Here is a 25,093-nt window from a genome sequence, read left to right as displayed (position 1 = left end):
TTTTTACATAGATCGGTTATGGTTCTACTTCACTTTAAAGTTGAACATCACGATACCCGTTTGTACATCGGGCGCTGATTCTAATTTGTTTAAACTTGAACCTAATACGGCCTGTTCACATTTTCTCCAGAGTGCTAAATCAGATAGGGTGGTACCTTTTGCGCCTGCACGGGCCTGAACCACCTTACCGTTTTTATCAACACGGATTTGAACGGCAATTTTTCCTGCACTTTGTCCATCATCCTGAATCCTTGGAATATCGATGAATTTTCTGCTGGCCAGTGAAAGCTGAACGTTTCCATTTCCAGAACCACCTTCTCCATAGTTAGAAGCTAATGGATCGCCATCTTTATCGCCCTGATTACCTGGTGTTTCTCCGGTACCATCTCCCTGACCCTGACCAGTATTCTTTTTACCTTTGTAAAGCGCATTTTGATTAATTACTGGTTTGGCAGGTTTATCTTCAGTTACCGGAGTTGGCGCAGCTTTAGTCGGTTTTGTAGGTTTGGTATTTACCGCAATGGCGTCTTCGGTATTTTGTGTCTGGACTTCCTTATCGCTACTTTCGGTAGAGGTGGTTGGGGTAACTTTCTCTTCAGGCGTTACTTTTTCTGGTGGTTTACCGTTCGCGTTTGGATCTGCTGATGGCTCTTCTATACTGGTATAATCATCACCCATACCTTCTGCAGAAGTTCCATAATTAACCACCATACCACCCATACCCACTTCTTCAGGTGGCTGGAAAGAACCAATCACGATAAAAAAGCTGATCAACAATAAAAAGCCCATAATTCCGCTTGCTATGGCAATGGCCTTAGGGTAATTATTTTCCTCGTTAGGTATTTGTGATTTGTAGTTCATTATTTTTTAGGCTCAACGGCTACAACAAGTTTTAATTTTAATTTATTGGCAATGTCGTTTACCACAAATCCATCCTGATACGTCACATTACGCGATACATATAAAAGAATAGTCATATCTGGTGCCAGTTTTTGATAAGATGCCAAAGTTGGTTCTAATTCTTCTATACTAACTGGTTTTTTTTCAACGAAATATTTAAGGTTTTCGTCTATCGTAACGGTAACCGCTTTCTTGGCGGTAGATTGCTGGCCACTTGATGATTGCGGCAATAATAATTTAACTACCGTAGGATTTACCACGGCAGAGGCCAATAGGAAAAACAGCATCAGGAAGAACATAATATCGTTCAACGCTGAAGTATGTACTTCTACCGATCCTTTTGTTCTTTTGCGTAAATTCATTATTTGCCTGGTTCTTCTAGTAAATCAATAAAATCAATTGCATCGGTTTCCATTTTAAGAATGATTTTTTCGACCATAATGTTTAAAATGTGATACAGTACGTAAGCGATAATACCAATAATTAATCCGGTTGCAGAAGTAATCATTTTGGTATATAAACCGCCAGAGATGGTTCCGATTTCAATCGCACCCTTTATTGATACCTGGTGGAAAATGGTAATTACCCCCACAATTGTACCTACGAAACCAAGCATTGGAGCAATACCAGCAACAATACCCAATATACTGATGTTCTTCTCTAATTTAGAAACCTCTAATTTACCAACGTTTTCAATTGCACCTTCAATATCTTTAATTGGGCGACCAATACGTTTTAAACCTTTTTGCAACATGCGCGAAAGGGGAGAGTTATTATTTCTTAAAAGCGACATGGCACCCTCTAAATTTCCTGATTGGATATAAGATCTGATCTGACCCATTAGGTTCGATTCGTCTTTAGTTGCTTTTTTAATGGTTAAATAACGTTCAAAGAAAATAACTAAGGCTAACAAAGCTAAAAAAGCCAAAGGAACCATTACCCAGCCGCCTTTAAAAAGCAGATCGATAAAATGTAGTTCTGGCTGTGGTTGTGTTACGGCTTGGTTAACCGCATTTGCTGTGTCTTGTAATGCTTTTGTGGTGTCCTGAATTAATAAAGTTATCATTATGGTTGTGTGTTGTTAGATTTTTGTTGTACGAAATATCCTTTTCCTTTTAGTTTTTTCTGTAAAATATCTTTCTGTTCTTTAGCTTCTTTTTCAGTTGTGAAACTCGCTATACTTACTTTTTTTAAACGGCCAGGTATTTTTGCGATTTCGGCATTTAACCCGATTTTTTCCATTTGCTTAATAAACACAAGTGCTTTTTTCTCTGATTGAAAAGATGCTGCAATAACGTAAAACGTAGAAGGACCGGTGTTTGGTACAATTTTATTTTCTTTTGGTGCTTCTACGGTAGGTTTGACCACAGGTTTTGCCTCTACTTTTTTAACCGTATCTGCTTTTTTCTGAACCTGATTGGCTTTTAAAATGCTATCTGTTTTGGCTATCGAATCCTGTTTTGCTTTTAGGGTATCAACAATAACCTTTGGCGAATCGATAATTACTTGTGCAGGCTTTACCGCTTCAGTAGTTTCACCTGTAAATAATTCTGGTTTAACCAAATAGGTTATCGCTGCAATAACAACCAGCGCTAACACTGCAATTGTAATCATCAACCAGGTAGACATGCCTTGTCGCGTTTCGTCTCCATGTTCAATTGGGTCGTGGCCAAAACGGTTGGGATGCTCTGCATGTTGCTCCTTTATAAAGGCCGGAGCCTCAATTATAGGTTCTTCTTTTTTAGCTTCGTCTTCTAAATTGATATATGTTTTAGGTTCTTCTGGTTCTGACCTAAGCGAGAAACGACCTGGATGTTCGCTTTGCGGGATAACCGTTTCTGGTAACGCTATAGTATTGGTTTCTTCAGCTGCCGAGGTATTTTCTGTAGCAATTACTTCGTCTTTTACGTCGCCAGATTCAGGTGTCTCAATTGTCTGATGTGCAGCAGTGATATTTTCTACATCCGATTCTGGCGTATGACCAAAATGGCCTGGATGCTCTTCGTGCTGTGCCACAATTGATTCAGGAACTTCTACTTCTTGTGTTTCGTCAGATTCAGACGTCTCAATTGCATGTTGTTCGGCAGCGATATTTTCTACTCCCGATTCTGGTGTATGACCAAAGCGGTCAGGATGTTTCTCGTGCTGTTCCTTAATAAATTCTGGTGCTTCAACAATCTCTTCTGTAGGATTTTCTGAATGTTTTAAGGTGTTCTTAAGATCATCTTTAACTTCATCCAGTTCTACATTTTCGATTAGCGGAGCGTGGTATGACTTATTCTCAAAAGGTGAGGGTACACTTGGTGCCTCGGCAATTTCGTCGTAAACTTCTTCCTCTTGTTGAGGTGAATCCGTTTTTGTTTCCTTAATTACGGTTTCTGCTAATGATGGAAGTCCGTAAAATTCAGAACCATAGTTCATGTTTTTAACCGGTTCGAAACCTAAACCTTGTTCAGTAAAAAATAAACGGCCAGTATTTTGCAGCTCAGCCTCATGGTCTAATTCTAATTTTTGATTTACTTCTTCAACAAACTTGGCAATGTGATTACGGGCATCTTCATTATTGATGTTTGCTTTTGTAGAAATAAAGTTGGCTAAAGCTTCTTCTTCGCTTACTTCGGCCGAAAACTGCAGCGTATATCCGGGAGGCAAAAACGTTTGTTTTTCCTTATCGTATCTTCCCGGGTATTTCTTTTTATAAAAAGTGCCCAAGCCGGTAATCCCAACTTCTTTGCGTTGCTGCAAGAGTTCTAGTAGGTATGATAAGATATCCATTCGGGTAAAATTAAGCGTTTAAAATTAAAAATTATATTCTACCTTCAAATAGTGTCTACAGGTGCTATTATACATCCTATTCCAAAAGGGGGACAAAAACGAGTACAGTTTTATTGTTTTAATCATGAAAAAACACAGTTTTTTAAACCTATATCTGTATCCGTGCAAAGATAACGGTTACAAAGATAGAAATGGTATGCTAGTAAGCAAATGGCTAAATCGATTATAATATCAAATTTGAAGCTAAAGCTTAAAGCTATAGAAACGCTTTACTATGGAAAAGCGTATGTAGAAAGGACAGCGTAAAATTTACAATGGACGGTATCTTCACCGTCCATTGTATTTTCTAAATGATGGACCGAAACACCTATCGCAAGAATAACAGCTATAAAGAAAACCTATAAGCAAGGAACTGTGGTAGACCAATCAGTACTCTCCATGTTAAGTAAGCTAGCGGAGTGTCCATGTCCAGTTGCATCGGCGACGGTAGTTCCTGTTCCTTCATCAAATTTCCAGTAAGCCTCTAAATTGGTACTTGTTGCACTAACACTACATTTATTGGCAGAAATTGTAGATTGTGCCAGTGCCGATTTCCAAACCCGCATTTCATCGAACTGGCCGTTAAAGCCTCTGTTGGCATCCCAGCTTCTCGAAATCTGGAATGTGCCGTTAGCAACAATAGTACCTGTTGCGTTCATGCTGGCATCTAAAGTGCCGTTGATGTAGATTTTCATGGTCGAGCCATCATACGTTGCTGCAATATGATACCAGGTATTGGTGCTTAGTGCTGTAGTGGAGTTTAGTTTTTTAGGTGTTGCACCACCTGTATTCAGTACAAACTGTACTTTGTTGTTGGCTAGGGAAGCATCATCTAAACGCAGTAATGCCACGTTGGCATCACTCACTTCGACCCCCATAATGGTCGAGATATTTGGAGCAGTACCTTTAAAAGCCGTTGGTTTAACCCATGCTTCGTAAGTTAAGCTGGTGCCAGCAAGATTGAAAGTATTCGAATTTAAGTACTCATTAGTGCCGTCGAAAACCAATGAGCGGTTTCCAGCTGCTGGTGGTGTACCTCCAGTGCCATCTATACAATTTGGTTTTACAGCAGTTGCCGATCCATAAAGTACGTTAGACATGGCCGATAACTTAGTTTGCGAATTATTTGCTACGTTGTAAACCATCGCACTGGCCAAACCATTGTCTTTTACATAAGTAGCTACTGCTGCCTGATCGCTATTGCCTAAATCGGTACCTAAACCCAATTTACTTTTGGGTACACCAGCATTAATATAAGGTTGTAAACGCCCTGCATAATTGGTAGAGAAGTACGTTTGCTCAAATACATAATCTAAAATATCGCCCAGTTTTTGGTTGTTATAAGTAGAGGTAAAATAATTGGCCTGATTAAATGCGGCCATGGTAATCAGTTTATCAGCACCCATTCTAGCCCTAAGTGCTGCTGCTGCAAGTACCAATGAGCCATCGTTTGTGGTACAGGTAGAATACTCATCATCAATATCAATTCCATCTAAACCATATTGCTGTACAGCATTGGCACATTGAATGGCAAAGGCATCAGCCTGGGCATAAGTGGTAAAACAGCCCCATCCCGCATCTTGGTGATTTCCAAGTACATCGAGCACTACTTTTATGCCTAATGATTTAAGGTAAGCCACCTTGCCCGAATTTAAGGTTTCTTGTACCTGTGGATTGAAGTAAAGGGTAGGGGTGCCATTTACAGAATTGATATTGGCAGCGAAAATAACAGAAACACCAAATAACTGACTTGCTGAAGTTCCGTAGGTATAACAGCCCGGATTTACAAAATTGTTGCTATTTACCTCTACATAGGCGGTCATGAATGGGCCGGTTAAAGCAAGGGTAGAGGCATTGGTAGCGGCTTTGGCAGCGCCTTTGGTGTTTAATAGATTGTCTTCCTTTTCAGAATTAGCTTTTTTACAAGCATACAACAGGGCGAAAGCTGTTAACAGCAGTACGCCGAAAACGGTTAGTTTTCTCATAGGTTTAAAAATTTTGGTTAGAAATTGGTTTGATATAAAAAAGGTAGGACAACTTTTGGTATCCTACCTTGTGATATTTGTGTGTTAGAAGTTCGCTTTATTCACGTCCCACCATAGTCTAGTACCACCATTGTCTGGCCCGCCTAAAAGGCCAACCGCTTTAACAACCTCGGTACTATTACCGTTTCCATATTCAGTTGATGGGAAAGGTAATCTTCTGATCTGGGTTTGGGTATTGATACTTCCGCCACTGTTATTATTGGCTACTGCAAATAATTTAGGGTAACCTGTACGTCTGTATTCACTCCAGGCTTCCTGTCCGTCAGGAAAAATTGCCAACCATTTTTGTGTAATAATGCGCTCTAATTTTTGTTCATTGGTAGAAGTAGGGTCCCATTTTACGGTTATTGTACTTACAGCTGCAGCATTGTTTGCTGCATTTTTCGGATCAACATAAGCAGTAGGTGTACTGGTTGCATCTGATAAATAACTTCCTGCGGCTATATTCCATTGCTGTAATGAGGTGGTAATTCCGGTTTCATAGTTGGTTTGTGCATCTCCTGCACCTGTCCAGCCACGTAATGCAGCCTCTGCTTTTAAAAACCAAACTTCAGCAGCAGTCATTAAGATTTGTGGTGCTTTTTGTCCGATTGGTGATTTTACATTATCAGTAGAGTTTAAGGTAGAATAGGTTTTATAACCTGCTTTGCCCAAACCGTTAAATGAGGTATTTGCACCCGATCTGATTCCTACATATTGACCCGTAAATAAAGGATCAGTAGCAGGTCTGGCATAAATCGGTAAACGTGGATCGTTATAGCCTACCAAATACGTTTGCAAAGCTGCACCTAAAGCATTATCACCATCGTAAGCAACGGTAACCACCCATAAATCGTTATCTCTTGTGCCAGACTGCGCTACGGCCGCATTATCTGCTGCTGTTGTTAATAAACCGCCTGGTGCGCTTAAGGCTTTTTCAGCCTGAAGTTTTGCTGTTGCAGCATCGGCCTTTACAATACGCGTAGCTAAACGCAAACGCAAAGAGTTGGCCAATTTTAACCATTTAACCGGATCGCCTGCATAGATTAAATCGCCTTTATCATAAAAGGCCGTTTTACCGGGGTTTGCTGAAATATAAGTTTGTAAGTTATTGGCTGCTGTATCGATCTGTTTAAAAAAAGCATTGTAAACCGTTTTCTGATCCTCATAAGGCGTAGATACCAAAGAAGAACCAGCTGTAGTATATGGAATAGGGCCAAATTTATCGGTTACCCTACTCATGGCCATTACCTGAACCAAAAGAGCGATTCCCCAGGCTTCGGGCGATTTGGTTTTTACTTCGCTCTGGCCGATTTTAGAAATTGGTGCCATTACATAGTTGTACTGGTCGTTAAAACCAGCACTGTTCCAACCATCATTTAATGAGTAGTTCATATTGTTGATTCCCCCACCAAAAGGCGTAGGTGCCATCATGTAGCCACTAAAAGCATCGGCACTTAGATTTTGCGCAATTTGATAGTTGTGAAAAATTTCCTGCTCAATTGGGCCAATTGCCGATTTTAAAAGCGCAGTAGTCTGCTCAGGTGAAAGTGCAGTTGGGTTGGTGTTAAAATCTTCAAAGTTTTTGGTACATCCAAAATTTAAGGCCATCAAAGATGCCAGCAAAACAGCAGACAATCCTTTAATCCTGTTATTCGTGGATTTATGATATATAGTTTTCATGTTGTTTTTTGAATAGAATTAAAATGATAAATTTAGATTGAAGCCTAAACTGCGTGTTGCAGGTTGGTTAAAAACATCTACGCCAGATAAACCATTACCGGTAGACATGGTGATTTCCGGATCAAAAGGAGCCTTTTTATAGAAATAAAACAGGTTTCTGCCAGTAACTGAAAATTTAACACTTTTAAACGTTTTACCAGTTAAAGGAAGGGTATAACCTAAAGCTGCTTCTCTTAAACGTACTACTGTAGCACTATAGATATATTCGCCTGATACACCCGATCTGCCCCCGACAAAAGAATAATAGGCTTGTGGGTTAACCGTTGTTGATACTGCATTACCTTTTGTATCTACACCATCAATTTTGACACCACCTTGGGCCCTTGCATTACCGGTTGCTTCAGATACTCCTGCTTCGTCCATTAAAGCTTCGGTTAGCGATAATACCTGCCCGCCAAATTTACCGTCGACCAAGAAGCTTAAGCTAAAATCTTTGTAATTGAAGCTGTTGTTCCAGCCCAATTGGAATTTCGGATTAGGATTGCCTACGTAGTTAAATTCTTTACTTTTTAAAGGTGTATATGGCGAAGCTGTTGTTCCATCACCACCTAATATGATACGGTTTTGTGCATCTCTTTGTAAAGTATAGCTATAAATATCGCCATAAGAACCGCCCACTTTTAACCTCGAAATATAAGAAGTATTGCCAGCCCCTGTTAAATCTACACTGTTAATTTTATCGGCCGAAGCGATATCGATAATTTTATTTCTGTTTAATGAACCGTTTATCGAAGTGTTCCAGTTCAGCCCGTCGCCTTTTACAACATCAGCACCTAAAATAAACTGGAAACCTTTATTCTCTACATTACCTGCATTCAGGTATCCTGTTGATACCAATGAAGAAGGAGGTGCAACTACAGGAATATATTGGTTTTTGGTGTTGGTTTTATAATATGTAAAGCTGAAATTGATTCTGTTTGATAGGAAACGTAAATCGGTACCTACCTCGAACGATTTTGTTCTTTCGGGTTTTAACTCTCTGAAAGCTGCGTTGGTATTAAAATTTAATGCACCGTCTGATTTTAAGGTGTTTTGGATAAAAGTAAGATAAGGCGGCACGGTATTTCCAACTTCTGCATAAGTTCCTCTCAGTTTGGCATAGGTAATGGCCTCAGGAAGTTTGAACATCTGCGAAACAATAAATGATAAACCAACTGAAGGATAGAAATAAGAATCATTTGGTGTATATGATAAGTTAGAAGACCAATCGTTTCTGCCTGTTACGGTTAAGAAAGCCCAGTCTTTATATGAAATATTGGCGTTACCAAATACGGCCTGTAACTGGCTGTGGTTAGGAACAATAGGAACTACATTGCTTAATGTATTTCCGCTAAAGGTACCTGGAAGGGCAACGATGGTGTTAGCTGGTGAAAAGAAATCGACCGCCGAAAGGTTCCCTGCTAAAGATAAACCTGAAGTTTTCTGGTCATTGATGCTTCCACCGATTAATCCATTCACTTTAAAATCAGAACCGGTCATTGGAACGGTAATGTTGGCAATTGCATCTACATATTTCTGAACATAAGTTTGATTGCTCTGCGCAAAATAGCCTGTTCCGGTAGAGTTGAAATTGGTCGCAATACCAGAGTATCTCCGGTTTTCATAATCATCTGTAGTACGGTCCATATTTCCCCTAACCTGCACATTTAACCATGGCGCAACATCATATTTAATGCTTCCGCTCAATAAGAAACGGTTACGGACAGATATATTTGGGTTTAAATTGATCAACCACCATGGGTTTTGGTTAATGTCGGCCGGGCCACCCAACCAGTTTTGGCGTGCGCCACCTGTATTGCCAGCTAATAAATACTGATCTTTATATGGAGTAATATCAACACCTCTAGGGAAAAGATACAAGCCTAATAATGGATTTAAATATAAACCTAAAGAAGGGCTGTTGTTGATGCGTTGATTGATATAGTTTACACTTCCATCTACAGTTAATTTATTGTCGAAAAACTTAGCTGTTTCGCGAAGGTTTAAGTTGTTCCGGTTTAACTTATTGCCTGGTTGAATACCGCTGGCGTAAGTGTTTGAATAGGAAAAATAGGTTTGTGCTATTTCAGATCCGCCCGAAAGATTTATCGCATTGGAGGTATTAATCCCTGTTTTGAAAAAATCTTTTAAATTATCTGTCGTATTGCTGATTCCACTGCCCCAGCTATCTCTCGTTGTGGTAGATGCAGGTCCGTAGCTGTTCTGGAATTTTGGCTCGTAAGCAATATTATCAATGGTTACACCCGATGAAAAGCCAATTTCGGCTTTGCCTGCTTTACCCTGTTTAGTGGTAATTAAAATTACACCATTTTGTGCCTGGCTACCGTAAAGGGCAGCTGCTGACGCTCCTTCTAAAACCGTGATGCTTGCAATATCATCAGGATTAAGGTTAGAAATACCATCGCCACCATCCTGACCGCCACCAAATACACTGTTCTGCTGACCATTGGCATTACCATTATTGCTAATCGGTACCCCATCAATTACATATAAAGGTTGATTATTGCCACTTACCGAACGGCTTCCTCTTAAAATTACCTTTGCCGAACCACCAACACCCGATGCGCTTGGACTAATGGTTAAACCGGCAACTTTACCGTTAAGGGAGTTCATTAAGTTAGGGCTTTTTACTTTTGACAATTCATCGCCCGATACCTGTTGCGTATTATAGGTTAAGGATTTTTCTGATCTTTTTATCCCTAATGCCGTTACTACAACGGTTTCGAGATTTTTAGAGTCAGGAGTTAAAGCGATATCAATGGTGCTTTGCGTACCCACGGTAACCTCCTTGCGCTGGTAGCCGATAAACGAGAACACCAAAACATCGCCTGTTTTCGCAGTAATACTGTATTGTCCTGAAGTGTTGGTTTGGGTTCCGCCCTGCGCTCCTTTTATAGTAATGGTTACACCCGGCAGTGTTGCACCTGTTTCGTCTTTTACTGTTCCTTTAATCACATCCTGGTAAATAGCATGGAAAGAAACAGCGTGATTAAAATGATCGTTTGGTGCAGCTGCATACAAGCCTGTGGATGCATAAAGCAATAAGCACGTTAGCTGTAAAGATTTTTTCATATTCATTATGAATAATTTTGAATAAGTATTTGGTTAATTGTTTGTCGCCTTCGGGATTTCCATCCATCAGGTTTTATAGTTAAGAGTATTTTGCTTACACAAATTGCCTACAAGGGAATTGAATTATTTTTAAATAATTTTTTCTGTTCCATCTCGCTGAATTTATTTCAGCATCTTTCCTGTTACAAAGCCCTTGATACGGATAATATCAATTGCCTGAAAAGGACTATTATGCTATAATATTTAATCTAAGTCAGGTTTATTCAACTGTCTCTTTTGTTTGTGTGGCCCAGCAACCTGCAGCACCAACTAGTGCTGCATCTTCATTCAGTTTGGATATATGAATAGGCGTGTCGATCCCTTGCGATTCGAGATATTTAATCACATTGGGCATAAAACGACCAGACGCATTAGCAATGTTACCTCCAATTATAATTGCCTCCGCTGTATAATCCTGTTGAAAATCTTTAAGAAAAAGACCAAGGTTATGCCCAAATTCTGTAAATATTTTACGAACCGTCTGGTTCTCCTCATAAAGCAAGGTCAGTTCGCGGACATTTAGGATATTTAAACCTGTGAGCTCATAATAACGTTTCAAAAACCAACGGGTAGAAAGGTAATCCTCTGCTATACCATTCAAAAAAGAAGAACACCACAGGTTGGCATCGGTAATTTTTCCTTCTTTACAAACGGCACTTCCGAGTCCTGTGCCCAAGGTAATACCAATTAGATTTTGGTAGGCATGGGCTTCGCCTGCAAATACCTCTCCGGCCAAAAAGCAGGCCGCATCGTTGCTCATTAAAATCTGATCCCGGTTAATCTGCAGTTCGCTGGCCAGCATGTCTTTTACGTTTAGACCGTAAAAAGCTGCATATTTGTCATTTCCAGCGATATAAGAGATACCCTTATCATAATCGAAAGGCCCTGGCATGGCAATACCTATACGGCCAATTTTGATATCAACCTTTTGATAAGCCGCTTTAATTGCACTGCGCCAGGTGCGGATAATCTGTTCTGTTGAGCCATGAGAATCGACACGTTCGCGCGTATAGGAATTTTTAAGAATGTTCCGCTGTTGCATATCGAGTACGGCAGCTGTAATGTGCGAACCCCCGATATCAATGCCCAACACATATTTGTTTTTATTCATTGTTTTCTGCTTCAATAGATCTATAAATGGCTTGTACCTGATTGTAGTACCGAATGAAGAGTTCTTTTTTTGTTAAATTGCCTACAGCGGCAAGATTTTTTTATGAAATATTTTTTATTACCTTACATTTGATTCACCAAACTAACCAAGTTGAAAGCAGCTAAGCCAGATCTAGTCGTTTTATGGAATAAGATTTGCCTCGAGGACGATATAAAATCTTTTGAGCAACTTTACCGCTTTCTGTACAGTAGGTTAATCAAATTTTCTATTTATTATGTAGTTGATAAACAGGCTGCAGAAGATCTGGTTACCGAGGTATTTGTTAAATGTTGGGAAAACCGCGCAACAAGTACCCATGTATTAAATCCCGAAAGTTATTTTTTTATCGCTGTAAAAAATCAATCACTCAAATACCTTAAAAAAAATTCTTCCATTACGTTTATCGATTTAGTTGATGCTGAAGAGGATGTTTCGGTAACAGCACAAACACCAGAGTATATTTTGGAAACCAAAGAACTGCACCGGCAACTTGATTTTGCCATTGCTGGTTTGGCGCCTCAGGCGGCTACTGTTTTTAGGTTGATCAAAGAAAGTGGAATGAAATATAAGGAAGTGGCAGAACTGCTGAATATTTCGCCGCGAACGGTGCAGACCCAATTGTTCAGGGCTATTGCAAAACTCCGCTTAATATTACAGCCCTTACAAGACAAAGGACCAGATGAAAAAAAACTTGGAAAACTGATCTCCCTGATTATCTTAGTGGGTACTTTATCTTTTTTTTATTTCTTGTAGGCAATTTTAACAGAAAAAGGAACATATCATAAAGGGTTAAAAAAAAATGACAGATCAAAGATTTACAGAATTGCTTGGAAAACAATTGGCCGGTGAAATTTCACCGGATGAATCTGTTGAACTGGAATCGATTTTAGCCGATAACGAAGCACTTAGAGCAGAATATAAACAGCTGCAGACTTATTTTGAATCTGAAACAGCTGAAGAAGAAAATATCGACCTTGTTTTTGATCGGATCAGGGCACAGATCCAGGTACCCGATGAACCCCGTTTAAAAGTTGCCAAAAATAAAGGTTACAGTGTTTGGCTAAAAATTGCTGCTGTTGCAGCTATTGTTTTGGCTGGCGTTTTGGTGTATAACAGAGAAGCTATTTTCTTCAATAAAACAGATCAGCTGGCTTTGAAGCAAGCGCAAACCAAGGCAACCGAAATTAAAACCATTATACTGGCCGATGGCTCTACCGTGAAAATGAATTCGGAGAGTAGCTTGAGATACCCTGAACATTTTAGTGGTGATACCAGAAACGTTTACCTATCGGGTGAGGCCTTTTTTGAAGTGAAAAAAGATGCACAACATCCCTTTATTGTACACACTGAGCAATTGGCCGTAAAGGTTCTGGGCACAGCGTTTGACGTTAAGGCCTATCAAAACGATGCTTTTATCGAAACCACCTTAATTAGAGGAAGCGTTGCCATCTCACTTAAAAATAATACCAAACAAACTTTTACCTTAAAGCCAAACGATAAGTTTACCCTGGTTGATGGCAAATCCAATTTAAGCCAACTCACCCATTTTAGTGGAACAGGGACCGACAGGGTTATGGAAACCGCATGGACAAACCACGAACTCATTTATAAAAATAACCGTTTTGATGAAATTGCCAAGCTTTTTGAGCGATGGTACGATGTTAAAATAACTTTTAAAGAACCTGAACTTAAAGCAGTAAGATTTACCGGACATGTAGATAAAGAAACCATTGCCGAAGCTTTAAATGTGCTAAAACTGATCGAAAACTTCAATTATTCAATAAAGGGTAAAAATGTATATATCTACCGCTAGCACAAACAGTTAAGCAATGTATATTTGTAGCCATGAATTGTGCGCAGCGGATCATATTGTTAATTGGATTGATTTTTCCGCTATTTGCCAATGCGCAAACTAAAGTTACTTTAAATTTTAACGGGGCAAATTTTGAGCAGGTTGTAGAAGCGATACAACAACAAACTGTTTACCATTTTGCCTACGGTGAATCTAAAATCCCTAAACATCTGGTATCCATTAAGGTAGAAGAAGAGGAAGCCCTAAAGGTGATCGATCAACTCCTGCTCAACAGTGGTTATACTTATTCTGTACTGCCCAATCATCTCATCGTGATCAGAAAAAATGCCGAAGGAAAAATAGATACAGATAGTGTCCGTTTTTTAAAAGAAGTGGTAATTACGGCTTTGGGGATCGAAAAAGATAATGATAAAGTAGGTTATGCCCTTACCACCATTAAAGGCTCATCTATCACCAAAGCAAGAGAAAGTAATCTGATTATGGCACTGCAAGGCAGGGTTGCCGGACTAAATATTACCGGTGTAAACGGTGGCCCGGGTTCTGCCGCACGCGTACTTATCAGAGGTGTTTCGAGTATGACTGCTGCTTCCCCATTATTTATCGTAAATGGTGTACCCATTGATAATAGTATCAGGGGAAGTGCCAACGAGTATGGTGGCGCCGATTACGGCGATGGGATCAGCAATATCAATCCAGATGATATTGAAACCATCACCATATTAAAAGGATCAGCGGCTTCAGCTTTGTACGGAGCCAGGGCGGCAAATGGTGTAATCCTTATTAACCTCAAAGGTGGGCGAGAAAACACCAGGGCTAAGTTTGAATACAATGCAAACCTGGCCTTCGATGTTCCTGTTAATTCGACCGATTTTCAATATCTGTACGGTCAGGGTACACAAAATAAACGTCCAGCTGATCTGTACAATGCAATTACCACGGGTTTGTTGAGCTGGGGAGAACTTATGGATGGCAAATTAAGCCCTCAGGTAGATGGCTCTATGCGTCCTTATGCTCCCGTTAAAAATAACATTCAGACTTTTTACCGTATAGCTCCGGCATTTATCAATACACTTTCGCTGGTTGGAGGAAATACAAAGAATAACTATCGTGTTTCGGTTTCCAATTTAGATTATAATTCTGTTTTAAGCAATGGAGCCCTCAACCGTAAAACGCTGAATTTTTATGGCATAGTGGCTTTAAATCCTAAAATATCGCTGAGCTTTACTGGTAATTACATTTATGAAAGGAACAAAAACAAAAGTTACCTTAGCGATGGTCCGTTAAATCCTAATTATGGAATTTCTGCCCTGGCTACCAGCTTAGACCAAGCTATCCTGGCACCTGGTTTTGATGCCGGAACAGGTTTTGAAACGCGGTGGAATGCGGATGAATATAAAACCAATCCTTATTTTTTAATGAACAAACAGGCTGATTACGCTAATAGAAACCGTTATATCACTTCAGCCGTATTAAAATATAAGTTGGCCAGCTGGGCATCATTACAGGGAAGAATTGGCTACGATTCAAGTAAAGATGAAGTAGTGAGTATTTTGCCCACTGGAATTGCCTTTTCTATCAACAGACAGGGCGGGATAAATGCCTACGATCAGAACCGTACTTCTGAACTTAACAGCGATATCCTGTTCAGTGCCAGCCGGAATCTGGGCGATAAGTTTAATCTCGAACTTTCAATGGGGGCTAATTACCGTGAAAGAAAAGGCAATAGTGAAAAGCTAAAAGGCTCGCAATTTAAGGTACCTTATTTATATACCCCCGAAAACCTGATTACCAGTACCAAAACATTGGCCGTATCAAGGATCGTAACAGAATCTGCTTATTACACGGCCGATCTAAGCTATCAGCGGTTTCTTAATTTCTCAGTTACGGGGCGATACGATATTTATTCAACTCTACCTGCCAATAACCGTGGTATTTTTGTACCAGGGATTTCGGGCAGTTTTATTTTTTCAGATCTGTTGAAGTTGAAAGGACTGAATTTTGGTAAACTGCGTCTTGATTTTGCCAAAACCAGCGGCGAACCCATTGTACCCTATACGACGCAAATTTATTACACAGTAGATAACCAGGTAAATGGTATTCCCGTTGGCAGCTTTTCTGGCGATTTACCCAATTACAATTTAAAGCCCTTTACCTTAAACGAAATAGAAGCGGGTCTCGATCTTAAGTTTTTCAATAGCCGATTGGATATCGATTTTACCTATTTCAATCGCATTACCCACAATGAAATCATTAACGCAAAACAATCCGTTACCACAGGTTTCACCTCGGCTTACGTTAATCTTGGCGAAACCCGCAATGCAGGGATAGAACTTGCATTAGGCTACACGCCCCTGCTTACAACAACGAGCAAATGGCAGATTAACTTTAACATGACCAAGGTAAAGAATACCTTACTCTCTATTGATGGAAATAGCAATTATACACTTACAGGTACTTATAGGCCTTTAAACGCCAATACCGCGTTGGTAGTTGGTAAACCGATTACTCAGGTTATGGCTTATGATTATCTGCGCGATGCCAGTGGAAATATCATTATCGGATCGGACGGCATACCTAAACGGGGTAATTTTATCCCAATGGGCGGCACCATGCCTACATTATATGGAGGAATAAGCAACAGTTTTAGCTATAAACAGTTTAATTTTTCCTTTTTGATCGATTATCGCTTTGGTAATAAAATTCTTTCGGCAACAGAATATTATAGCTACGTACTTGGCTTAAATAAGGCAACTCTGGCGGGTAGAGAGACGGGTATCGTTGCCGATGGGGTACTAGAAAATGGGCAGAAGAACACGATAAATGTTCCGGCTTATGCCTATTACCCTGAGCTAGCCACCAATATTTCTACATTATCAGTACTTAATGGCAGTTTTATCAAACTGAGACAAGCTACATTGGGTTATTCTTTTAGCGAAGGTTTTTTAAAAAGAACACCGTTTAGCAGTATAGGAATTGATTTGGTAGCCCGGAATTTATTTACCTTGCTTAAGTACACTCAAAACATAGATCCCGAATCGCAGTTTTCACCTACATTGGGTTATGCGGGGATAGAAGGTGCTTCATTACCTGCTACACGTAGCTTTGGAGTCAATTTTAACTTTAAATTCAAATAAAGGATGAGCTGGAACAAGTTATATATAATTGGTGCGTTCTTCCTCACTTTAGCGAGTAGCTGTTCGAAAGCAAAGCTGGATGAGATTAATACCGATCCGACCAAGCTCACCGAAAACAATTATGACCCTAATAGTTTGCTTGGGCAGGCACAGCTAAAGTATTCTAATCTGGGCTATTACCAGCTTTTGTATCAAAGCACGATGATGCAGTTGCTTGCCTCAACCTATTATTATTACAATAATGGCGATAAATACATCAATGTGGGCAGCTTTACCGATTATCAGGGCCGCATTTTTGATGAAGGTTATACTGATGCTTCTTATATTAGAGAGATGCAAAGGCTCGCCAGGTTGAAAGATCCTGTAGCTTATAAAAACCTGATTGCGATAGGTGATATTATGTTTGTGTTGATTTTGCAACGGATTACCGATACCTATGGTGATGTGCCTTATACGCAGGCAGTTAAGGCTATGCAGGGTATTAAATATCCGATTTACGATAGCCAGGAAGCTATTTACAACCAAATGCTGAAAGATCTTGAAGCTGCTACAGCACAACTGGATACCGAAAAACCAGGGCCAACTGCCGATCTTTTTTACAAGGGCGATATTACAAAATGGAAAAAGTTTGGCTACTCGCTTATGCTGAGGATTGCAATGCGTTTAATCAAGGTCGATCCAGAAAAAGCAAGGCTCTGGGCAGAGAAAGCCGCAGATAAAACTTTTACAGATATAAATGACAATGCAATCCTTTTAACTGATGCTTCCTCATTCAACAGCCAGAACGGAACATCACTTGCTTTAAGAACCTTTTCTGATTACCTGGAAGTACGCTGGAGTAAAACCTTAATCGATCAGTTAAAAAACACTAACGATCCAAGATTAGGTGTAATTGGTGAGGTACCAAAAGACGGACTGTCTAAAAATGCTGACCAAAACCTAAACGGAAATACCGATGCAGCCGTTCAGCTGGGTATGCCTAATGGGTATGATTTACAGGGTGGCGTAACTGATATCAGCCATTCTCCAAACTATCCAGGCGGTACAGGTAGCGGAAGTGATTTTGCCCCGCTCGGGAAATACTCCCGACCACGAACTTCCGTGTATCTTAAACTAGGTGGACCAATCTTTATTTTGAGTTATGCAGAAACAGAATTTCTACTGGCAGAAGCAAAGGCAAGAGGATGGAATATAAATGGGACAGCAAAACTACATTATGCCAACGGATTAACCGGAGCCATACAATCACTTGCGCAATTAGACCCTTTGGCTGCGGTTGATGCCAATAAGATTACTACATTTGTTAACCAGAATCCACTTGATGAGAGCAGCACACAAAATGCAATAGCTGAAATAAATACACAATATTGGGTGGCTACTGGGACTAATTTTAATTTTATAGAAGCCTGGCTAAACTGGAAACGGAGCGATTATCCTAAACTTATTCCGATAAATTATAAAGGTAATGTAACCAATGGCACTATTCCCCGCAGGATGATCTATCTATCAACAGAGGTGCTGAACAACCCCCGGAATTATAAAGATGCTGTAGCAAGAATAGCTGGAGGCGATGTGCTTACTGCTAGGGTTTGGTGGGACAAGTAATGATTGGATATTGAGGACACAACTAAATCATCCCATAATAATAGGTGTGTTTTAATGTCTATAAATATCTAACGTGTTTTTTTTCTTTTCCATGGTTAAGGCCTTTTATCAGCAGGTATATGCCCAGAAATAGAAGAATAGCGGAAATCATTATCCCAACTGCAACGGGCAAAAAAATAGCTGCTGATGCGAAGAACTCGCTCCATAGCACACGGGGATAAAAAAAATAAGTTAGTATCAAAAATCCTAGTAACATTAAGATTGAGAAAAAATAAAGGGTTTTAGGTGTTGAGTTGATTTTCATGTTTTATTTAGATATAGGTGAAATGATAAGAGTGGGTATCTTAATTTAGATAAGGATTTTCGGGAATGTAAACCAGGTGATAGCCATTTTTCTTAAGCAGATTAATCGTTTGCTCATCAGGCAATTGTTTAAAAATAACTGTCGTTAGCACCTGTGAAGGCATAGCTCTTAATTTAACGAGGGCATCAAAAAGAAACTTCTTCATTTTGATAAAGAAAAACTGCCTGTTGTATTGGTCGGTCGATATCGATTCTGCCCCTCTAAACCAGTAATTTGGATTGATTTTTTTAAAACCAACCATTGGCAGGCCTAAACCTGCAGCCAGTTTTTCAAATTCCCGTTCAGAAACCTTGTATACAAAATTTCCAACAGGCTCAAATGAAAAACGGTTTTTCCATAGTTTGTTAATAAATTGCCCGTTTTGGGCAAAAAGGTTACTTAACATTAAAAGTAAAGGCATTTTTGTTACCGGATCCTGCGGCTCCATCACCACCACACCCGATCTGGCTACTCTGATCATCTCGTACATGGCAGCATATGGCCTGGGGAAATGGTGGTAAGATTCTTTGCAAAGCACAAAATCAAAGCTATTGTCTTCTCGCGATAGCTTTTCTGCATTTTCTGCGGCACAGGCGTTAATAATTCCCTCTTTTAATGCAACATTTAAAAAATCGGTATTCAAATCTGTTGCTAATGCCTCATTGCCTGAGTTTAGGATATATTGTGCGTCAAATCCATAGGCATCTCCTACGGTAAGCCAGCTTCGGTCTTTTCTGTCCAGAAGCGGATCAAGACAACTGAAAAATAGTTGTTGCAGCCAGTGGGCAACATTGTTTTCGCCTGTAGCCCTTATCTTTCCATAAAAATCGCTTTTAGAACTTTCGGATGGGAAATGTTCATTGTACCATTCGTTGTGTCGGTTATAGCTTTCATTATGGCGCATAGATCAGGGTTTATAAGATCATACGAAGCCAGTACTGAAAACGCTTGGTCGAAAAACAAAATGTATCAATCAAAAATAAATTAATTTTAACCCAGCATTTTTCATATCCACTGCGTAACCTTATTATAACACCATGAAAAAACGCTTACCGAACCAAATGGATGAACCTTTTTTTTAAGCAGGATACTAAACTAATCAGAGGCTGCAAAGCTAATGAGCGGCAAGCACAGGAAGGTCTCTATAAGCTTTACTATGCCGATATGCTGCGTATATGTTTTCGTTATTTAAAATCAGATGATCTGGCGCATGATGCCTTGAGCGTTGGTTTTTTGAAGGTTTTTCAGCATATCCATACTTTCGATGCTAAAAAAGGAGAATTTGGCGCCTGGATTAGGACGGTGATGGTAAGGTCGTGCATTGATATTAGCCGAAGAGAGGCGAAGTTTAACGAAACCATCAGTACAGATGAAATAGAGGAAATCTTTATCCAGCCGTCGGTGTTAGATAAACTTTTTGTAGAAGATCTCCTAAAATTGATACGCCTGTTGCCAACCGCTACCCAGTTGGTTTTTAACCTTTCGGTTATAGACGGCTATTCGCATAAGGAAATTGGAGAACATTTGAATATTACCGAGAGTACCTCAAGGTGGCACCTTACAGAAGCAAAGAAACAGTTGAGGACAATGTTAGCTTCCTCAGCCATTGATAAACCAACTGAAAACATAAAAAGAAGATGAGAAATTCAGCATGGTATCATAAACTCTGGCGCAATAAATTCGATAGTCTTCCGGTTCAGGATGCTGCGGATGCTTCATGGGCAGGTATGCACAAATTGCTCAATGAGCAGATGCCGATTAGTACCATCGGTGGCCATGGCCCTAATTTATCTACAGGAGCCAAACTGTTTAAAATAATTGGGTATACATTGTCTGTAGCTGCTACGGTTTCTACTGTAGGCTACTTTACAGTGCTGAAATCAAAAAATAAACAGAAAGAAATAGAAAAGAAAGTTAAACCCGCAATTCTCGATTCAATAGTTATTGATAGTAGCAAGGTGATAAATTACAACAATTTGGGCGATACGACTGTAATCAAGGATAGTATTGATCAGAATGGAAATGCAATAAATGATGTTGTGGTGCAAAACAGAGGTGTTGACAATGATTCGGCTCAGGTTGTAAAAGATGTGAATGATAATGAAAAGCTTATTTTGTCTGCTGTGAAACCTAATGCTGTTTCTCAAAACAAACACGATGGTACACAAAAACGAGATAATTTTGGACGATTTGAAAATTTGAGTTCGAGATCATTAAAGCCTAGCTCAAAAGTTGATAATCACGAACCTAAAGGCCGCAATATTGATCGTTCATTTATGAACAGACAAAATCTGTTATTAATACCGGATAGTGATCAGGAAACAAATGGATTTTTTAAACAACTTGCTTCACCTGTTTCCATTTTAAATCAAAGAGTTGTTTTACAAACCTATGCCCCTGTCGATTTACAAAGTACATCCTCAATAAAGAACAGTAGGAGAGGAAGCAACAATAAAGCAGATCGCACCACTGCAGGTAAAACCCCGAAAGTAAAAAATATCAAATCACCCAAAATCAAAACGACTAAAATTAAACAAGAAAGCGAAATTATAGAACCCACATATAGTTATGGTGTAACAACAGGAATGAATGTGCAGAAAGGGAATAGCAGTTTTTACGCAGGTATATTTGGTACATATGCGTTAAGTAAGAAATGGAAACTTGCTGTTGGCGTAAATGTTAATAGCTATCAAAAAATTGTAGGAGAATTTACACATCCAAGTTATTACCGTCCCGATTCGTTACCACCGTTCACAATTACGGCTACACGAAAAGTGATTACAGTAGATATTCCTTTAACAGCTGCCTATAAGCTTTCAAAACATATAAGTGTTAAAGCAGGTCCCGTAATTAGTTTTGTGGGCAAGCAGTCTGAAATGATTACCAGGTTAAACCCGATCGCCGATCCGCGTGATACATTATACCATAGCAAGCAAATCGATTCGACCTTAGTAAATACAGTAAGCAATAAGGTAAATATAGGGTTTACAGGTGGCATCAGTATTCACATTAAACAATTTGATATTAACGGAAGCTACCAATGGTTAACACCATATAAAGTGAGTAATAGTTTGGGCTCTTTTAAACAGACCAATCAGGTTTTCAGGATTGGGATAGGCTATAGGTTTAAGTAACTATAGTAGAAACAAAATTAAAAATGAGATATACTGCGATTCAAAAAATGATAAAAGCAGAAATTTCAGGTGTAATAATAGAGAAACTTATATATAAGGCGTCTCAAATTTTACTGATCTGCTTTAGGATTTTTAAGTCGTAAATTAAAATTTCGCTTTTATCTGTTTTATCGTACTTGTTATTGTTGTTTGTATCAGTATGGCCCGTTACAATAATAGTTCCGGTTTGTTTATTCACAACCCAGGTATTTACGAAGAATTTATTATCTGTTAATTGTGTTCTTTTTTGTCCATCAGGAGATAAGATTATAATCTGTTTTGGGTCGTTCCAGTCTATTCCCTTTTTTTCGTCAAGATCAATAGTTTGAGCTGAGATAATAATTTGATTGATCCCTAGGTGGTCAATCTTAACTTGCTCCAGTTTTTCAAAATAGCCATCACTCGGGAAATCTACCTGTTTTGTTTGCCCGTTTTTAGTATTAATAAACAGTAGGTATTTATTTTTCGCATCAGGTATTTTTCCCCAATTTTCAACACTTGCAATTACGTAATCTGTTCCTTCAACTTCTGTTAATTTATTGAAATGAGTATAGTTATTTTTATCCTGCCCGTAAGCGGTCAGGGCGAAAATGCTTAAGATGGTTATGAATATTTGCTTCATTCTTTTTTGAGCTGTAATGTTTATAGTTATTTGTTTGTTTCGCTTTTCCACTCATGCTCAACATTTGTCATAAGCAGCGCATTGTCAAAAGTCACTGATCCTCGGGGGAAAAGATCTTCATTTTCAAAAAAACTTGATTTTACCTTCAAAACCTCAAGTGGTCTAACTTTCCAATGGTATGCTTTTAATCTCAGACCATCAAACTTGTCTTTATTTGGTGAATATCCAAGGTCGCCGTTTTCAAAAAAGTCCGACGCATTTTCTAGTGTTTTAAAAATTGATTTATTGTTAAACAAATGAGTCTCATTAGCATCAATTAATATCTCCGTATTGTCTGAGCTCTTAAAGCTAATTTGGTAATTTCCGTTTTCTTCTTCTATGCTGAATTTTGCATGAAGGTGTTTGCCTGGAAATATTCGTCCACCAATGAGCGCATTTAATTTTAGTGACGTATCTCGACGCGGTATATAAACTCCTGATTTTGTTACACCGTCCTCATCCCATTCAACTGCAATTCGATGAGCACCATTTTCAGAATTTACACCCATAAAGTTTGGTAACCCTTTTGGTTTTATATTTTTTAGTCTGATTAGGCATATTCCAACAATGGCCTTTTCCATATAAACTTTTGGTCTAAAAGGAAAGGGAATCAGTTCTTTCACAATCTTTGGGTCGGCTGTGAAGTTGATTAAGATTCTTCTGTCAATATATCCATGTATTGCTGGGATTCTCATTTCACCTTAATTTTACGCTAACTAAAGTAAATATAGTAGAAATCACAACAATATAAATGTTGTTCAATTAAGAGAATAGCTATTAATAATTCTTCCGGGAATAACTTATCTTAAAGTTGTTTTTGATAATGATCGGCAGCCTATAATCCCACAAACAAAATATGCCTTTAAGTTTAACTTAAAGGCATATAAATTATTAAAAATGAATTTTATATTTCTTATCGCTTAAAACGAATACGTTAATCCTCCGAAAATATTAAATCCATTTACCTGATAATATAAGTACCTGCTGTAGTTGGTATTTAAGATATTGTTTGCTTTCGCAAAAACAGAGAATTTTTTGTTTATCCTGTAATCTGCACCAAGCCCTAAATCTACAAATCCCTTCACCGTAACAATCGATTCAATCGATGGATTTGGAATCACATACTGCGAAGGATTAACAGGGTTCGCAATGTTTACTTTTGCCTTAACATCATCCTGGATCACTACACCAGCATTAAAGCTTAGTTTTTTATTGTAGGTATAAACGAGGTTCGAACTTACTTTTAACCCTGGTTTAAACCAAGAGTAAGTCTCTGAAGCAGGTTTCCAATCGTCTAGATTTAATTTACCTGTCCATTTCAAGGCGTCGCTTACCTGAACAGAGATTTCACCTTCTAAACCGGTTAGTTTCGTTTTACCGAAATCGTAGATTACATCAAACTTGTTAAAATCAGTATAATTGTTGATGAATAGTGGCATATCGTCAAACTGTTTTACGTATACACGTGCTTTGTAACCAAAGCCTGGCCCTCCGGTACCTTTAACACCAGCACTGAAACTTAGTTTTTCAACTGTATTTTTAACGACAATATTGTTGTTCAACCAAGGGTTCTCATCTGTAAAGCCTTTTAATGAGTTTCTGTTTACATCACCCTTAACTTCTCCAAAAACCTGTAGGTAATCAGGAATTAAAGTGAAATCGGCGGTAATGGCAGGGAATATTTTAGAGCTGCTGAATGCACCAAATTCCTGCACAAAATTAATCCCCGCTGTAATTTTAGCACCTTTAACCTGCAAACGGATATATGGATTTAAACGCAAAAGGTTATTACCAACGCTGGTTAAAGCATCTTTGCTATTACCGAATTCAGTTGATGCGGCTAAACCTAAGTTTAACGAATTAATACGTTTGTTTACATAACCGTTTAAGCTCAGGTAATTTTCTTTAGCACTAAATTTATCATTCCAGATGTAACCATTGGCTTTTAAAGCATAACTAAAAGCATCTTCATCCTCAGTAAAGTTTTTAACCAGCTCACCTTCCAGTTCAATCGTGGTTAAGGCCTGTTTATCTGGGTTAGGATTAAGTGTAGGCCTAGCATCATCTATGCCGTAAAAATAAGTGCCGTTACGCTCAAAATTAATGCGGCCACTCACCGTATTCTGCTCTAAAATACTACGGCCAAAAACACTTAACTGTTGGTTGCTGCTATTCTGTTTGTTCAGCTTTCCTTCCTGACTAAAATGCTTAAAATAACCACCTACCTGTAAGCCTTCATCTTTACCGGTATTAAAATAAGCTTCTCCCAAAAGGGTAGCCAAGGACCCGAATGCACCTTTTACATAGTTATTAACCAATATGCTTTCTTTTTCTTCTGCTAAGGCTTGTGCCTGTAACTTTTGGATATCGCTGTTCAACTCCAGCTTTCTATCCAGGATGCTGTAGTTTAATTTTGCTTTGTAAGTTTTAACATCATCCAAATTCGGGCTTCTTCTTAGCTTTACAGCCTCGGCCAAAATTGGTTTATACGGGCGTACTACTTCTATCTCCTCATTTACCACCCCTTTTTCCTCCGTTTTTTTATCCTGCGCCTGAGCAGTCGTTAATCCAACAGCTAAAAAAAACAGTGAACTATATATATATTTAATCGATTTCATAATG

General features: G+C 38.9%; 18 protein-coding genes. 6 read left to right on the top strand and 12 right to left on the bottom strand.

Annotated elements, in window-relative coordinates:
* Positions 1-24 precede the first annotated feature (24 nt).
* From FHT21_RS14920 to FHT21_RS14885, 8 genes are all read right to left on the bottom strand, one after another.
* Complete coding sequence (locus FHT21_RS14920) at positions 25-861, bottom strand: energy transducer TonB (protein WP_167295419.1); 837 nt, start codon at positions 859-861, stop codon at positions 25-27.
* On the bottom strand, positions 861-1,262 hold the full coding sequence (locus FHT21_RS14915; protein ID WP_025144642.1) for a biopolymer transporter ExbD: 402 nt from the start codon (positions 1,260-1,262) through the stop codon (positions 861-863). The genes FHT21_RS14920 and FHT21_RS14915 overlap by 1 nt, the downstream gene beginning before the upstream one ends.
* Entirely contained in the window at positions 1,262-1,966 is a 705-nt protein-coding gene (locus FHT21_RS14910) for a MotA/TolQ/ExbB proton channel family protein (protein WP_167295418.1), read from the bottom strand. Before FHT21_RS14910 ends, FHT21_RS14915 begins: the two co-directional genes overlap by 1 nt.
* Complete coding sequence (locus tag FHT21_RS14905; protein WP_167295417.1) at positions 1,966-3,675, bottom strand: SPOR domain-containing protein; 1,710 nt, start codon at positions 3,673-3,675, stop codon at positions 1,966-1,968. Before FHT21_RS14905 ends, FHT21_RS14910 begins: the two co-directional genes overlap by 1 nt.
* A 398-nt stretch (positions 3,676-4,073) precedes the next feature.
* Complete coding sequence (locus FHT21_RS14900) at positions 4,074-5,699, bottom strand: LamG-like jellyroll fold domain-containing protein (RefSeq protein ID WP_167295416.1); 1,626 nt, start codon at positions 5,697-5,699, stop codon at positions 4,074-4,076.
* 84 nt (positions 5,700-5,783) lie between these two features.
* On the bottom strand, positions 5,784-7,421 hold the full coding sequence (locus tag FHT21_RS14895) for a SusD/RagB family nutrient-binding outer membrane lipoprotein (protein WP_167295415.1): 1,638 nt from the start codon (positions 7,419-7,421) through the stop codon (positions 5,784-5,786).
* Positions 7,422-7,439: 18 nt separating this feature from the next.
* Positions 7,440-10,553, bottom strand: a complete 3,114-nt coding sequence (locus tag FHT21_RS14890; protein ID WP_167295414.1) for a SusC/RagA family TonB-linked outer membrane protein — start codon at positions 10,551-10,553, stop codon at positions 7,440-7,442.
* Positions 10,554-10,812: 259 nt separating this feature from the next.
* Positions 10,813-11,703: an ROK family protein gene (locus tag FHT21_RS14885; protein ID WP_167295413.1), complete on the bottom strand. Its 891-nt coding sequence runs from the start codon at positions 11,701-11,703 to the stop codon at positions 10,813-10,815.
* A gap of 150 nt (positions 11,704-11,853) precedes the next feature.
* On the opposite strand from FHT21_RS14885, the gene FHT21_RS14880 reads away from it, so the two are divergent.
* From FHT21_RS14880 to FHT21_RS14865, 4 genes are read left to right on the top strand one after another with little or no spacing between them, the layout of a single operon-like run.
* Positions 11,854-12,495, top strand: coding sequence for an RNA polymerase sigma-70 factor (locus tag FHT21_RS14880; RefSeq protein WP_167295412.1), 642 nt, complete (start codon positions 11,854-11,856; stop codon positions 12,493-12,495).
* A gap of 46 nt (positions 12,496-12,541) precedes the next feature.
* Positions 12,542-13,555 (top strand): FecR domain-containing protein, encoded by a 1,014-nt coding sequence (locus FHT21_RS14875; protein ID WP_167295411.1) that lies wholly within the window; start codon positions 12,542-12,544, stop codon positions 13,553-13,555.
* Between the two features lie 32 nt (positions 13,556-13,587).
* Positions 13,588-16,689 carry a SusC/RagA family TonB-linked outer membrane protein gene (locus tag FHT21_RS14870; protein WP_167295410.1) on the top strand — a complete coding sequence of 1,034 codons (3,102 nt, stop codon included), beginning with the start codon at positions 13,588-13,590 and terminating at the stop codon, positions 16,687-16,689.
* Positions 16,690-16,692: 3 nt separating this feature from the next.
* Positions 16,693-18,294, top strand: a complete 1,602-nt coding sequence (locus FHT21_RS14865; RefSeq protein WP_167295409.1) for a SusD/RagB family nutrient-binding outer membrane lipoprotein — start codon at positions 16,693-16,695, stop codon at positions 18,292-18,294.
* Between the two features lie 344 nt (positions 18,295-18,638).
* Here the strand turns inward: FHT21_RS14865 and FHT21_RS14860 are convergent, their stop codons facing one another.
* Positions 18,639-19,541: a class I SAM-dependent methyltransferase gene (locus FHT21_RS14860; RefSeq protein ID WP_167295408.1), complete on the bottom strand. Its 903-nt coding sequence runs from the start codon at positions 19,539-19,541 to the stop codon at positions 18,639-18,641.
* A gap of 161 nt (positions 19,542-19,702) precedes the next feature.
* Between FHT21_RS14860 and FHT21_RS14855 the strand changes: the two genes are divergently transcribed.
* Together FHT21_RS14855 and FHT21_RS14850 are read left to right on the top strand one after the other, a co-directional pair.
* Positions 19,703-20,278, top strand: a complete 576-nt coding sequence (locus FHT21_RS14855) for a sigma-70 family RNA polymerase sigma factor (RefSeq protein ID WP_167295407.1) — start codon at positions 19,703-19,705, stop codon at positions 20,276-20,278.
* Complete coding sequence (locus tag FHT21_RS14850) at positions 20,275-21,771, top strand: hypothetical protein (RefSeq protein WP_167295406.1); 1,497 nt, start codon at positions 20,275-20,277, stop codon at positions 21,769-21,771. Before FHT21_RS14855 ends, FHT21_RS14850 begins: the two co-directional genes overlap by 4 nt.
* Before the next feature lie 103 nt (positions 21,772-21,874).
* Here the strand turns inward: FHT21_RS14850 and FHT21_RS14845 are convergent, their stop codons facing one another.
* The 3 genes from FHT21_RS14845 to FHT21_RS14835 form a co-directional block, all read right to left on the bottom strand.
* Entirely contained in the window at positions 21,875-22,432 is a 558-nt protein-coding gene (locus FHT21_RS14845) for a hypothetical protein (protein WP_167295405.1), read from the bottom strand.
* Between the two features lie 26 nt (positions 22,433-22,458).
* A complete protein-coding gene (locus FHT21_RS14840) occupies positions 22,459-23,166 on the bottom strand; it encodes a DUF2071 domain-containing protein (RefSeq protein ID WP_167295404.1) in 708 nt (235 codons plus the stop codon).
* A gap of 225 nt (positions 23,167-23,391) precedes the next feature.
* Positions 23,392-25,089 carry a TonB-dependent receptor gene (locus FHT21_RS14835; RefSeq protein WP_167295403.1) on the bottom strand — a complete coding sequence of 566 codons (1,698 nt, stop codon included), beginning with the start codon at positions 25,087-25,089 and terminating at the stop codon, positions 23,392-23,394.
* Positions 25,090-25,093: the final 4 nt, after the last annotated feature.

It is taken from the genome of Pedobacter sp. SG908, from assembly GCF_011759615.1.
GTDB lineage: Bacteria > Bacteroidota > Bacteroidia > Sphingobacteriales > Sphingobacteriaceae > Pedobacter > Pedobacter riviphilus.
This window is presented reverse-complemented; position numbering and strand designations above follow the sequence as displayed.